The sequence below is a fragment of the Paenibacillus taichungensis genome, from assembly GCF_013359905.1.
In the GTDB taxonomy this organism is placed as follows: Bacteria; Bacillota; Bacilli; order Paenibacillales; family Paenibacillaceae; genus Paenibacillus; species Paenibacillus taichungensis.
On record NZ_JABMCC010000115.1, the window covers coordinates 142,135 to 156,395 of the forward strand.

General features: G+C 46.4%; 11 protein-coding genes. 7 read left to right on the plus strand and 4 right to left on the minus strand.

Translation table 11 applies throughout. The features are described 5' to 3' along the window. Positions 1 to 2 precede the first annotated feature (2 nt). Entirely contained in the window at positions 3 to 1,724 is a 1,722-nt protein-coding gene (gene cysI / locus HP548_RS20080) for an assimilatory sulfite reductase (NADPH) hemoprotein subunit (protein WP_099852601.1), read from the plus strand. Positions 1,725 to 1,934: 210 nt separating this feature from the next. Next, complete coding sequence (locus HP548_RS20085; RefSeq protein ID WP_064640900.1) at positions 1,935 to 2,651, plus strand: YebC/PmpR family DNA-binding transcriptional regulator; 717 nt, start codon at positions 1,935 to 1,937, stop codon at positions 2,649 to 2,651. Positions 2,652 to 2,736: 85 nt separating this feature from the next. On the opposite strand, the gene HP548_RS20090 is transcribed toward HP548_RS20085, so the two are convergent. The 4 genes from HP548_RS20090 to HP548_RS20105 form a co-directional block, all read right to left on the minus strand. Next, positions 2,737 to 3,222 (minus strand): DMT family transporter, encoded by a 486-nt coding sequence (locus tag HP548_RS20090; protein ID WP_076291148.1) that lies wholly within the window; start codon positions 3,220 to 3,222, stop codon positions 2,737 to 2,739. An 18-nt stretch (positions 3,223 to 3,240) separates the two neighbouring features. Beyond that, on the minus strand, positions 3,241 to 3,939 hold the full coding sequence (locus HP548_RS20095) for a Crp/Fnr family transcriptional regulator (protein WP_076291072.1): 699 nt from the start codon (positions 3,937 to 3,939) through the stop codon (positions 3,241 to 3,243). Between the two features lie 34 nt (positions 3,940 to 3,973). Continuing rightward, positions 3,974 to 4,399: a DMT family transporter gene (locus tag HP548_RS20100; RefSeq protein ID WP_024633836.1), complete on the minus strand. Its 426-nt coding sequence runs from the start codon at positions 4,397 to 4,399 to the stop codon at positions 3,974 to 3,976. A 159-nt stretch (positions 4,400 to 4,558) separates the two neighbouring features. Next, entirely contained in the window at positions 4,559 to 5,356 is a 798-nt protein-coding gene (locus HP548_RS20105; protein WP_175382632.1) for a Nif3-like dinuclear metal center hexameric protein, read from the minus strand. 330 nt (positions 5,357 to 5,686) lie between these two features. Between HP548_RS20105 and HP548_RS20110 the strand changes: the two genes are divergently transcribed. From HP548_RS20110 to HP548_RS20130, 5 genes are all read left to right on the plus strand, one after another. Beyond that, positions 5,687 to 6,304 (plus strand): biliverdin-producing heme oxygenase, encoded by a 618-nt coding sequence (locus tag HP548_RS20110; protein ID WP_076291074.1) that lies wholly within the window; start codon positions 5,687 to 5,689, stop codon positions 6,302 to 6,304. Between the two features lie 46 nt (positions 6,305 to 6,350). Beyond that, positions 6,351 to 8,891, plus strand: coding sequence for a diguanylate cyclase domain-containing protein (locus HP548_RS20115; protein WP_175382633.1), 2,541 nt, complete (start codon positions 6,351 to 6,353; stop codon positions 8,889 to 8,891). Between the two features lie 209 nt (positions 8,892 to 9,100). Further along, positions 9,101 to 10,684 carry a TerB N-terminal domain-containing protein gene (locus HP548_RS20120; RefSeq protein WP_175382634.1) on the plus strand — a complete coding sequence of 528 codons (1,584 nt, stop codon included), beginning with the start codon at positions 9,101 to 9,103 and terminating at the stop codon, positions 10,682 to 10,684. Between the two features lie 7 nt (positions 10,685 to 10,691). Beyond that, entirely contained in the window at positions 10,692 to 12,032 is a 1,341-nt protein-coding gene (locus HP548_RS20125; RefSeq protein WP_076291077.1) for an ATP-binding protein, read from the plus strand. Further along, positions 12,029 to 14,242, plus strand: coding sequence for a DEAD/DEAH box helicase (locus HP548_RS20130; RefSeq protein WP_175382635.1), 2,214 nt, complete (start codon positions 12,029 to 12,031; stop codon positions 14,240 to 14,242). The genes HP548_RS20125 and HP548_RS20130 overlap by 4 nt, the downstream gene beginning before the upstream one ends. The last annotated feature ends 19 nt before the right edge of the window (positions 14,243 to 14,261 follow it).

The following is a 14,261-nucleotide window of genomic DNA, read 5'->3' on the forward strand; positions in this document are numbered from 1 at the left end:
GCATGACTTATAATAACTTACTTAACCCACAGCGCACGAACAGTGATGTGGAAGATATAAAGATCAAAAGTGACTACTTGCGTGGAAGTCTGACTGAAACGCTGGCGGATCGGATCAGTGGTGCGATTCCTGAGGACGATAACCGTCTGATGAAACATCACGGCAGTTATATGCAAGACGACCGTGACCTGCGTAATGAGCGGAATAAATCCAAGCTGGAGCCTGCTTATCAATTCATGTTGCGTGTGCGTGCTTCCGGAGGAATTGTTACACCCGAACAGTGGTTGATGATGGATCGTGTAGCGCATAAATATGCGAATGAGACCATTCGTCTGACCACGCGCCAGTCATTTCAACTGCATGGTGTGCTCAAATGGGATCTAAAAAATACCATTCGTGAAGTAAACGATTCGTTGCTCAGCACCCTAGCTGCTTGTGGCGACGTGAACCGGAACGTCATGTGTAATCCGAATCCAGACCAATCGGATATTCATGCTGAAGTATATGAATGGGCATGCCAGGTGAGTAATCACCTGGATCCACGGACTCGTGCGTATCATGAGCTGTGGCTGGATGGAGAGAAAATTATCGATTCACAAGACACAGATGAAGAAGTTGAACCGATTTATGGCAAAGTGTATTTGCCGCGTAAGTTCAAAATCGGGATTGCCGTTCCACCATCCAATGATGTAGATGTGTTTTCACAGGATCTCGGATTTATCGCTATTGTAGAGAACGGTAAGCTGCAAGGTTTTAACGTTTCTGTCGGTGGTGGTATGGGGATGTCTCATGGTGATCCGAAGACTTATCCGCAGGTGTCCAAAGTCATTGGTTTCTGTACACCAGAGCAAATGATTGATGTTGCGGAGAAGACGGTTATGATTCAGCGTGACTATGGGGATCGTGCAGTGCGTAAACATGCCCGCTTCAAATATACAATCGATGACCGTGGCCTTGCATGGTTCGTGGAAGAACTGACGAATCGTCTCGGCTGGAAACTGGATGCGGCGCGCCAGTTCCATTTTGAACATAATGGAGATCGTTACGGATGGGTGAAAGGCAGCAACGGCAGATGGCATTACACCTTGTTCATTCAAAATGGACGTGTGAAGGATGTGGACGGTTATCCGCTCATGACAGGTCTGCGTGAAATTGCCAAAATTCATACCGGAGATTTTCGTCTCACAGCCAATCAGAATCTTATTATCGGGAACATCAGCAGCCAGAAGAAGAAAAAGATTGAGGCACTGATTGAGCAATACAATCTGACCGATGGTGCTCACTACTCGGCGCTTCGCAGAAGTTCTATGGCTTGTGTGGCGCTTCCGACTTGTGGTCTTGCAATGGCTGAATCCGAACGGTACCTGCCATCACTGATCGACAAGCTGGAGCCTGTGCTGGACGAAGCGGGACTGAGAGACGAAGAGATTGTCATTCGTATGACGGGTTGCCCGAACGGCTGCGCGAGACCGATGCTGGCTGAGATCTCGTTTATCGGCAAAGCTCCAGGAAAATACAATATGTATCTCGGCGGAAGTTTTACCGGACATCGCTTAAACAAATTATACAAAGAAAATATTGGCGAAACCGAAATTTTGGACACATTGACTCCAATGGTGAATCAATATGCCAAAGAGCGCAATGATGGTGAGCATTTTGGAGATTTCGTCATTCGTGCCGGTTATGTGCCTGAAGTGCTGGATGGGCAGCAGTTTCATGCTTAATTAGATGGATTCGAGAAGAGAAGCATTCCTTAGGGAATTGCTTCTTTGACGTTTTTGGATCGTTTTTCTTTGGGATTTCGGAACGTGGCAAGGTGATATCAACTTGGCTTTTACCATTTTTTCGTGAGTCTAAACTTGTTGAAGTACGCCCAACAAGATATAATGACAAAGTAGAAAGCAGATTATATGTTGAAAGTGAGCGGAAACGATATGGGTCGTAAGTGGAATAATATTAAAGAAAAAAAAGCTTCAAAAGATGCAAATACTAGCCGGGTCTATGCTAAATTCGGCGTTGAGATTTATGTAGCTGCCAAGAAGGGCGAACCGGACCCGGAAGCGAACCGCGCACTGAAAGTCGTGCTGGAACGTGCCAAAACGTATAACGTACCCAAAGCCATTATTGACCGTGCCATGGAAAAAGCTAAAGGCAGCGGGGATGAGAACTATGAAGAGCTGCGTTATGAAGGCTTCGGACCGAATGGTGCCATGGTTATCGTGGATGCACTCACCAATAATGTGAACCGTACTGCACCGGAAGTGCGCTCTGCATTTAACAAAAATGCGGGTAATATGGGTGTGAGCGGATCTGTTGCTTATATGTTTGATCCTACAGCGGTAATCGGGGTAGAAGGCAAAAACTCCGAGGAAGTACTGGAACTTCTGCTTGAAGCAGATGTGGATGTACGTGATATCGTGGACGAAGACGATGCTGTGATCGTATATGCAGAACCGGATCAATTCCACGCTGTACAGGAAGCATTTAAAGCTGCCGGTGTTACTGAGTTCACAGTAGCCGAGCTGACGATGCTTGCGCAAAACCACATTGAACTTCCAGAGGATGCACAAGCTCAATTCGAAAAATTGATTGATGCCCTCGAAGATCTTGAAGATGTTCAGCAAGTGTACCATAACGTAGAGTTCGTTTAAGCGAATTAAGCGAAACGTGGTTCGATTGCCAAAAAGAGTGTCTAGCCAATCAACGGATTGGACAGACACTCTTTTTATTGTTCTCCTATGAGTCGGATTGCAATGCACCAGGAGATTTTTTCGATTTTGCAGATTTGCTACCGCCAAACTTGAATAACACAATACCGCCAACGATGACAAGAACGCCCAGAAGCTGGTTCCACGAGAATGGGATCTGCTCCAGTCCAAGCCATCCCATGGAATCAAACAGCAAGGCGAAACTTAACTGGGATGTAAGTACGATGGAGATCGCAAAGGTGGGACCAAGCAGCTTCATCCCCTGAACGAGACAGAAGACCACCCCAACACCGATGGCTCCACTAAGCCAGTACCAGGGCTGCATATGTTGGAAGCTAAACGTATTTTTGCCCTCCACCATTAGAGAAATCAGAAACGATGCAATAAACCCGGTGAACAGCACCATCGTTGTTGTGGACCACGAGCCGGTACGTTCATTTACCTTACTATTAAAGATGGTCTGCAGACTGACAAGAGAACCTGCCAGTAACGCTAGCAAAATACCTGTAATGATCATAGGATAGAGATCTCCTTATTCATAGATGTTGTGACCCGCCACTTCTGCCAGACCTGCCCGATCTTTGACCATAATAAAGCCCTGATCCCGCATGATTAATCCATCTGCACACAGCTTCTGAATCACCCGATTCAAATGCCGATAACTCGTACCGATCAGATTCGCGATATCTGTCAAATTAAAGGCGTCCAGTTCTTCGTGGACAACAGTCCCCGCTTCTTCGGTAGAGATGGAGAGCAAATAGCTGGCTAATCGAACCTCGACCGGATACATCAGGTTGAAGTTGGAGAAGTTCGAATCAATGTAAAACTTGTGGGATATAATTTGGAGCAGAAATTTCAACAGGGGTGCGTAATCGCTGGCAAGTTCAGCTAACCATTGATAATGAATGCGCAGCATCACGACAGGTGAGACCGCCTGTACCGTGTTCACGATGTTACTCTCCCGAACGTACTCGATATCACCAACCACTTCAAGCGGTGTTTTGAAGCAAAGAACGAGTGTTTTATCCTGTGGTGAGGTCGTGAAGATTTTGACTTTCCCCTCGACCAGTACATATAAATATTCGGATGTTTCGCCTTCACGGCAGATTAATTCGCACTTCTCGAAGTGGCATAACGTCATATGCGGACGCAGGGGCTCGTGAAATACCGATTCGAGTTGATATTGTTTTAAATAGTGCAATAATTGATGCTCATTCTGAAACTCTTCCATAATGTATTTCACCCCCGACTTTATACTCGACCAGCTACAGCTTCATAATAATGACGCCCGTAACCATTAATGCTATACCCAGAAATTGCGGTAGTTTCATTTTCTGCTTCACAACACCAAACCATCCGTTACTGTCGACCAGAAAGGTCAGGAAAAGCTGTGCAATCAACAGGGCGGAGATCGTAAAAGTTACCCCAATTTGCTGGATTGCAGTGACTTCACTGAAAATAATCACTGCACCAAACGCGCCTCCTGCCAAGTACATGGGCTTGACTTGCTTCAATCCTTGCAGGTTGATGTCCCGCACGAATACAAGGATCAGAGCCGCCAGAATGAACCCGGTGAGTTGGGTAATGGTTGCCGCTTGCCAGGTTCCCATGTCCGTACTGATTCGGGTATTGGCAACCCCTTGCAGGGTAATGCATGCACCGCCTAATAGTGCAAAAATAATTCCTCTCATGGTTGTACTCTCCTTGTCGCGTCATTACTTCTTCGATTTCTATTAAATGATATATCCACTCAAAAAGCCAAGGACAAATGTCCTCAGCTCAGAAGTCATAGCATTTAGAGTACAATAAACCCTCCGCAAAATCCAGACAGAACCCAGGATGGCTCAAGATCACAATACTTGAAACACCGGTTGCTCACCAATAAAATGAACAGGCAATTCCGGGAAAGCTGTAGCCAATCTTTCTGACAAAAGCTTCATCCCGACAGCTTCACTCTCGGCATGACCGATCATAAGAAGTGCCTTTTGTTTTCCTTGCTGCACAGCATCTCGTATGTACTCCGGTGTCTCCCATTCGAATCCTTCACCTGCGATAATCAGATCCAACTCACCCTGTTGAAGTAAAGGAATGGTCAGATTGCCGTTGCCTCGAAAACCAACAAGCACTGCTGCTCGTCTGCATACCATCTTTGGATCACCAGCTAGGCGTACATATTCGATCCCAAGCGAACGTTTAATATGTTCCGCAATAAGCTGAACTGTCATTCCTTCCGGAAAGGATAGAATGTCAGCTTCCGGTTTACGCTGCACCACATAAGGGGACCATCCTAATGCCTGAACCAATCCCTCCGTAATGCCATCCGGGTGAAAGCGGTGAATTGCATCATGGCAGCGATAGATCGCAATTCCACCGTCATCGATTAGCTTTCTCTTGGATTTATAAACTGGATCATCAGCCAGCCAATCGGTATGGCTATGATGATTGTAGAAGGGAGGTTCATGAGCGATAATCAGATTAGCTCCACGCTGTATGGCATGCTCAATCACATGTTGTGTAGGCATAAAAGTTACAAAAACGCCTGTGATCGTTTGATTGGGAGAACCCGTAATCAGTTGATCCACGGTGGTTTCTGGAAGTTCAACTTTGGCGGTAAGGTGATCTATTATGTGTTGAATGGTTATATTCATATACTTCATACCTCCAAGAACAGGATATGCACAGTTTATCATGTTGATGGATGAACAGCATCATAGATATGGACTTTTTCCTGTTGAAAGAAAGATGGGCGGACAGCTGTGGAATCGATGATAGGTAGCTGGTTAATATAACAACGAACAATCGTATTCAAAATGTAACGATGCTGGATTCATATAGTTTTCTCCTACAAGAAAAAGTATACTTACATAGAGTCTTTATCTAGATGAAATGGGTTACCCATTCAAACCTACACTGAACATTTAGTTAAGTATAAGTCTTAATTCTGATGAAGAGATCCGACATAGAAGGGCGATGATTACATGACAGCCAGTACCATTATGGAACGTCTGAAGAGTGAGACAGCTCATTATCACAGACAAGTGGAACAAAACGAGTATGCCAAGGCTATTATGAATCAAACCGTTAGCTTGGGAGAGTATAAGAAATATCTGGAGAAATTTTACGGGTTCCTGAAACCATTGGAAGATCAAGCTGTACAGCAGCCTTTCTGGGAAAGCACGGGACTGGATATCGGGATTAGAGGAAAAGCGAACTTGCTTGAAAATGACCTGCGGAATCTTGGCGCCAGTGAAGAGGAAATCAGCCAGGTCCCTTTATGTAAGGATCTTCCGGATATCTCGACACCAGCAAGGTTGTTCGGTTATTTATACGTCATTGAAGGATCTACGAACGGAGGTCAGATCATGACCAAACGTTTGTCACAGTTCTTGCCGATTGATGCAGATCGGGGGCTGGAATATTTTAATGCTTATGGTACGGAAACCAGAACGAGATGGGCGGAGTTCACGGAACTACTGCGTCAATCCATCACAGCGGAAGAAGATCACGACATCATGGTGCACACGGCCTCGGAAACGTTCCGATTACTTGACGAATGGATCAATACAAATACAGATACAAATACAGATCAGTTGTAAGTTGAGAATAAGAGTTATCACATCATGAGAGGGGATTTTTCAGGCTATGCCCGAATCGAAGTCCAAGAAAGAAAATAATTTGCTTAACCGTACATTGCTCAATCAGGGTACGTACACCAATGATCCAATTGATCTAAACAATTGCGACAAAGAACCTATTCATATCCCCGGATTCATTCAACCTCATGGTGTGCTCTTGGCTGTGAGCACCAACAATATACCGACTATTGTACAATGCAGCCAAAATACGGAGGAACATCTCGGTCTTACTACGCAAGAGGTGCTGGGCCTTCCACTCGAACATCTGATTGGCAAGGATAATACAAGGCAGGTACTGGCACGCACCTTCAGTGCATCTGTAACATCAGACCTGCAATATATGGATCTCACGGTTACCGTTTCCGGACATGCTCAGGTCTTCACTTCTGTCATTCATGAAAGTGAAGGCCTGTTAATTTTGGAAATGGAGCCTTCCTATGAAAAAGGAAATATTGAAGTTAATGATTTTGAGTGGATTTCCAGCTTCTTCAGCCGGCTTAAAAGTACTGATAATCGGGTGGAAGCGAGTCAAATTGCAGCCGAGCAAGTGAAAGAAATGCTAGGTTATGATCGGGTCATGATCTATGAATTTGACGAACAATGGAATGGGAAGGTCATTGCAGAAGCGCGTGAGGAAGAGCTCGAGCCGTTTCTCGGCCACCATTATCCTGCGTCAGATATTCCCAAACAGGCAAGGGAATTGTACCTGCGAAATTGGTTGCGCACCATCGTGAATGTGAAATATACACCTGTCGAGATTGTTCCCCTGCTTCAACCTTTAACGGGCAAATCGCTTAATCTGAGCTTGTCGGTTCTGCGGAGTGTATCCCCTTTGCACATTGAGTATTTACAGAACATGGGTGTTGGTGCGACCGTAACCATCTCTCTGATCCATGACAACCAACTGTGGGGCCTGATTACATGTCATCACTATTCAGCCAGATATATACCCCATCGTATTCGTAACTTGTGTAACTTCCTGGGCTCCTTCTTCTCAAATGAACTGTTTCAACGGCAGCAGCTGGATGAATATCAGGCTGAGATCAGGTCACGTGAAGCGGCTACCCAAATTGCTAATATTTTTATTGGGAATACAAGTCCAGCGAGGATTATTGAAGAATTGCAGGGCGAAGAGCAGACCTTACTGAGTCTTATGGATGCTTCGGGAGCTGCGATTTGTTATCAGGATAAACTGCTGCTATATGGCGATACGCCAGCAAAAGAGCAAGTACGGGAATTGGCTGCATGGCTGGCGGGCAAGTCGGAAGATTACAGTTATCACACCTCCAAGCTGAGTTTGGAGTATGATCCTGCTAAAGCCTACAAGGAAAAAGCATCGGGTATTGTTTATGTTGCCATATCCCCTGGGCAGCATCATTATATCATCTGGTTCCGGCCTGAAGTGGTTCAGCTTGTGGATTGGGCAGGTGATCCAGCCAAAGCGGTGATCAAAACCGATGATGGCATGCGTCTGTCTCCCCGGAAATCCTTCGAAAAATGGAGAGAGGTCGTCCAGTCTACCTCTTATCCGTGGACAACGAAGGAACTGAATGTGCTGCCATTGCTCAAAACCATCGTGCGTCGTCAGACGGAAAACCAGCTCGTTCAGGCGGAAGAGCAAGCGTTGCAAAATGCACGTATTTTACGACAAAATGAGCAGCGCTATTTGCAGTTGATGGAATTTTCACCGGTAGCCTTTTTTACGTTGACGGACGGGTTCATCATTTATTGCAATAACAAGGCAGCCGAACTGCTTGGTTATGAAAATTCCAAATCTCTCATCGGCAAGGATTTCAGGGGATTTGTGCCTGACAAGACGAAAACGATTTTGCAGCAAAACCTGGAGGAACTGAAGCTCAACAATACGCGTTTGTTTACCAACCAGACATACTTTACCACAGCAGCTGGCATGTCCTTACTGCTAGAGATCACACTGGCTTCTGTTACACATGCAGGCAAACCGTCAGTGATGGTGCTCCTGAACAGCGGGGCATCCCATAATGATCAGGAACATTATACGGAGACAACCAGTCAGCTCGAGAACTATCTCAACACAGATCCGTTAACAGACATGCCGCTTCAGACGATATTCAAATCCCAACTTCAGGATGATTGGAATGAATGTTTACAAGAGAAATGCAGTTTGGGACTGTTTATTATAGATATCGATGATTTCCGTTCATATAATGCATCTTATGGACTTCAAGGTGGCGATCTATGCCTCCAGTGGATTGGAGAAGTGCTGGCCGTTGTCAGTGAGCAGAATGATGCCATCATCTCCCGCCTTCGGGGAGGAACCTTCATGTTGAAACTGAAGAATGCAACATCGGAACGTTCAGCAGAGCTTGCCGAAGAAATCAGACAACATGTGCTTGCACTTCAAATTCAGAGAGATCTGTCCAGTCCAAGTGATGTGGTCACCGTTAGCGTTGGCGGTGCGGTAATGGTACCTGAGGAGACGCTGATGATGTCGAATCTGATTGAAAAAGCCAGCCTAGCGCTTGCTCAAGCCAAGAGTGACGGGAAAAATCGGACGATCGTGGTTTGATATGAAGTTGGACTAACCTTGCTATAAAGGATGCAGATAGGTGTATAAGGGAAGGCATTTAAACTGGATATCAGTTTGAATGCCTCTCTTTTTTCTATCACAAAGGAAAGTATTATTTTCATCACCGCAGGCGCAGGACAAGTGTTATAATGATGAATATGGATACACTTGTTCGTATTCACACGCAGAGGACGGTGAAACGGAATTCAATGAAAGAGGATTCAAGACAACTGGAATTTATGGAGATAGATCTAAGCGAAGAGCCTATCACAGCGGCAGTCCCGGTTCCTGATCGTTCAACGATTGTCCGTGCTGATTTTGATATAAGATTACCTGGCGGCATATTGTCTTCTGAGAAAAGGTTTGTAGAGGAAGCAAGGCAACTCATTGAAGTGGAAGGGGAGCAGGCTCCCTTTGTTCCTTTTATGAGTTATTGGCCGACTTATGGAGTGATGAACGAACCCCAGCGCCAGTGGTATATGTATTGGAGGACTGAAGTTCGGCAAGGACGTTTCCCTGACACGGATCTGTCCTATCTGTTTGTGCATATTTATGAGCTGATTAACGGAATTGGTTGGCAGGAACCACAGGAAGGCTTCAACCAATTAAAACAACTATGGATGAACTATCGTGAACGGCTTCCGCAGTTGGATGTGTACATGCAGGAATGGATTATTGATTATGATCTCGTACATGAGTTGAACATGTCATTATCCGAGATAGTGGAGCTTTCGAGTGGATTTCTGCCACCGGAGATTCTTGATAAGGAATTGCAACGGCTCTTGAGCAGCAATATATCGGATATCTCGCTAAAGCTGTTACAAAGATATTATGACTATGACATTACACTCAGCAAATTTTACAGAGATGGCGGCATGAAAGTTCTGGAACAGTACATTCCCCGAGTTATGGTTTTGGTGGATTCTTATCTGCTGCGTACACGCATGGCAGGCATATTGGATCAGTTTGAGCTAAATCATGAAAGGACTATCGAACGTGCGCTGTTTCGAAAAGCCGTATATGACGAATCCATTTATGGAAAGTCGGTTCGAATGACATATGTTCCGATTGGAGAGCATGCAGATTTTATCCAGTTTGTAACTCGAGTTTTTCGATGCACGGAAAATAAATGCCGTGAACTGCTCGGCTTCAGAGGGCGACTTCGTGGAAAGACCCTTGAACCTGAGCTTGCAAACGTGATTGAACGTTATCTGGACAAGGCCTTTGCCGTCGAGCAAATGCCAGTAGTAGAGCAACCAATAGTTCGAATTGATGCGGAGAAACTTGCATCGCTGCAACAGGAAAGCGAATATGTGCGCAGAGCACTCATGATCGAGGAAAATCATACAACCGAAGATGAGGGTGCGAACAATGCGAGCAGCCAAGCTTCTATGGCGATTCAAAGTTCAACGGATGAAGCTGAAAGAGCTGAGGAGTCTAACCAACCGGAGGTTGGCTTTGAGGGAGCGCTTAAAACTGACGGAGTTCAAGAAAATGGGAATACCGAGCCATTATCATTACAATGGGAGGCGGATTTTTCTGCTGATCTGGATGAAGAGTGGATACAGTTCTCTGAAATGCTGTCTCCGCAGCATGTACAGGCAATTTATGCCTTGCTTGGTGTCAACCCGGATACGGAGCTGATGCGGGTGGCTGAGCAATATGGCACGATGCCTGCACTCCTGTTGGATGAAATTAATGATGTGGCCATGGAAACGATTGGTGACCTTCTGATTGATGGTGATCTTATAGTTTCGGATTATATGAATGTGTTTGAACATGTGAAGAGGTGATTGGGAAGTGGCAGAACTTAAAATACCGAAGCGGCTGACTACCGCACTAGTGAATTCGTTGACCGCAGGCGTTGTGCCACGAATCGGACTGGAGCAGATTGCTGTTGGTCGGAAGTCTGAAGTGGACGCGATTTTGCGAGATATGGACAATATTGCAGAAGGCGGGGCAGCGTTTAAGCTGATTACAGGAAGGTATGGGAGTGGGAAAAGTTTTCTGTTGCAGATGATTCGGAACTATGCGATGGATCGGGAATTCGTTGTGGCGGACGCCGACTTGTCACCTGAGCGCAGACTGGTGGGAACCAAAGGTCAAGGGCTCGCAACATATCGTGAGCTGATGACTCGTCTGTCTACTCGTACACGACCGGATGGCGGGGCACTGGAACCGATTTTGCAGAAATGGATCGCTGGTCTTCAGCAGCAAGCGATGCAAAGTCAGGGCTTGCGCCCGGATGATCCGGCTCTTCCTGCTGAAGTCGAAAAGCAGATCTATGCAGTGACAAACGAAATGCAGAATTTGGTGCATGGATTCGATTTTGCCAAGGTGCTAGCTTCGTACTGGAACGGCTATAAATTGGCGGATGATGACTGCAAACAAGCGGCGCTGCGCTGGTTGAGAGGGGAATTCGCAACCAAGACCGAAGCCAAGAAAGAGCTGGCTGTCGGCGTCATCATTGACGATGATAACTGGTATGACTACTTCAAATTATGGGCCGAATTTACGGCGCGGATCGGTTACAAAGGACTGCTGTTATTCATAGATGAAGCGGTGAATCTGTACAAAATTACAAACAGCATATCCCGGCAAAGCAACTACGAGAAACTGCTTACCATGTTCAATGATACGATGCAGGGTAAAGCAGAACACCTCGGCATTTTTGTGGGCGGTACACCACAATTCGTGGAGGATGAAAGACGCGGACTATTCAGTTATGAAGCACTTCGCTCCAGACTCATCGATGGGCGGTATGCAGCAAGAGAATACGCGAATTATACCGGACCGATCCTGAAACTTTCGATGTTATCCCATGAAGAGATTTTGATTCTGTTGCAGAAGCTGCGTCAGATTCATGCCCTGCATTTTGGATATAGTGCAAGTCTAACGGATGAGGATTTAGTTGATTTTATGCAAACAGCGGTCAATCGGCTCGGCGCGGATGAGTTACTGACCACACGTGAAGTGGTACGGGACTTCATGGATGTGCTGCATACACTCCATCAGAATCCTGAAGTGACCTATGCTCAATTGCTTGGTGAGCGAGCAGTCAAACCGCAGGAAACAGGAAAAGGAACGAACTCATCATCTACTGATGATCTGGATGATTTTCTAGCGGAGTTTGAATTATGAGTGAGAACCCTTTCTATCGACTGGCACCTTTTGTACAGGAATTTATTTATAAAAAAAGATGGGAATCACTTCGGCCTGCCCAGATTGAAGCTTGCAACATTTGCTTTCATACCCCGCATCATATGCTGATTGCGGCAGGCACAGCATCCGGTAAGACGGAGGCGGCTTTTTTTCCTGCACTGACCGAGCTGCATGAACGGCCCTCCAAATCGGTGGGCATCTTGTACATCGGGCCGCTTAAGGCACTCATTAACGACCAATTCGAGCGACTAAAGGACTTACTGTCCGAGGGCAATATTCCGGTATGGCACTGGCATGGAGATGTGCCTCAGGCAGAGAAAACACGTCTCATGCGAAGTCCATCCGGTGTGCTTCAAATTACGCCTGAATCGCTCGAAGGTCTATTGATGAATCGTCCCAATGCCATTCCGGCGTTATTTCATGATCTGCGGTATATCATTATTGACGAGGTTCATGCATTCATGGGAGCGGATCGCGGCATTCAGGTACTGAGTGAGCTGGCGCGAATTGAACGTATGGCTGGATGTAAACCGAGAAGAGTGGGATTATCTGCGACACTAAGTGATTATGATGCTGCTACAGCCTGGCTCGCTGCTGGAACTAACCAGGGGGTGGATGTGGTTTCTTCCCCCGGTGGCCGCAAGCTGCGTCTGAGGGTGGAGCATTTTTCGTTTCCGGATGCACGGGATGAAGAACAGGCGGAACATTTGCATAACGCACGTAAGGTCTATTACGACTTCATCTATGAGAGTACACATCGCAAAAAGGCTTTAATATTCACCAATAGCCGGACGGATGCCGAAGTCACTATACTTGAGATGCGGCGTGTCGCCGCGCGGAGACAGGAGCGGGACGTATTCCATGTTCATCATGGGAGCATATCCGCGATGTTGAGAGAAGAGACCGAAGCCGCCTTACGAACCGGATCAGGGCCAGCAGTAGCTGCGGCTACCGTAACGTTGGAACTGGGCATTGACCTGGGTGAACTGGAGCGGGTTGTACAGCTTGGAGCACCTTATAGTGCATCGAGTTTTGTTCAGCGCCTTGGACGGTCAGGCAGGCGTGAGGATATGGCTTCCGAGATGCTTTTTGTATGTCCGGAAGAAGAGGATGAGGAAGCTCAATTGCCTGCTCGAATGCCATGGACACTCATGCGGGCTATTGCTGTTATTGAATTGTATGTAAAGACCAAGTGGGTTGAACCGCTTGAGGCCCGTAAGATGCCGATGGGTGTGCTCTATCATCAGACGATGAGCATGCTGAAAAGCATGGGGGAGGCTGAACCCAAAGAACTGGCGGAAGCTATACTTTCGCTCGCACCATTCGCGCAGATTCGTGTAGATCAATATCAGCTTTTTCTGAATTATCTGATTGAGACCGATCATCTGCAGTGGACAGAAGATCGGACGTTAATCATTGGGCTTACAGGTGAGAAAATCGTGAATAACTATCGCTTTTACGCGGTGTTCAAAGATGATGAAGAGCACAAAGTGCTGAACGGTTCCGAGGAGATCGGGTCGATTACAACCGTGCCGCCACCTGGATACTGTTTCTCTCTTGCCGGGAAACTGTGGAAAGTGGAAGAGGTCGATCATAAGCATAAATCTGTGTATGTGAAGGCGGCCAAAGGCAAAGTGGATACGTTGTGGCTGGGTGCGGGTGGGGACATTCATACGTCGGTTGTCCAGAAAATGCGTGAAGTACTATCAGACACGGTGATATATCCCTATCTGTCCCCGCAAGCGGTAAATCGATTGGAACGCGCCCGTCGACTTGCACGTGAAAGTGGTTTACTGAAGCAGGTTGTCATTCCAGCTGGAGGAGATTCCTTGTATGTATTACCTTGGGTGGGGAGCAAATCTTTCCGCACACTGGAACGTTTGATGAAGCACAATTTGTCTGACAAGCTCGCCTTGCGATCTGTTGTACCTATGGAGCCTTATTATTTTGTCGTGTCAGGCAAAGTGGATGGCCGCACACTTTTGGCCGAGATCATGAGTGAGTGTCGAGCAGCAGAAGACGCATCTGCGTTGCTTTCAGAAGATGAAGCGCCTTATCTTGGTAAATATGACGAATTTGTGGCTCCTCCTTTGATCCGAGAAGCCTTTGCAGTGGACGGATTGGATTTAAATGGTCTCAAAGAAGGATTGCAGCAAACGTTAACATGGGATTCTTCATCTGTAAAATGACGCAATAACGCATGTTGTT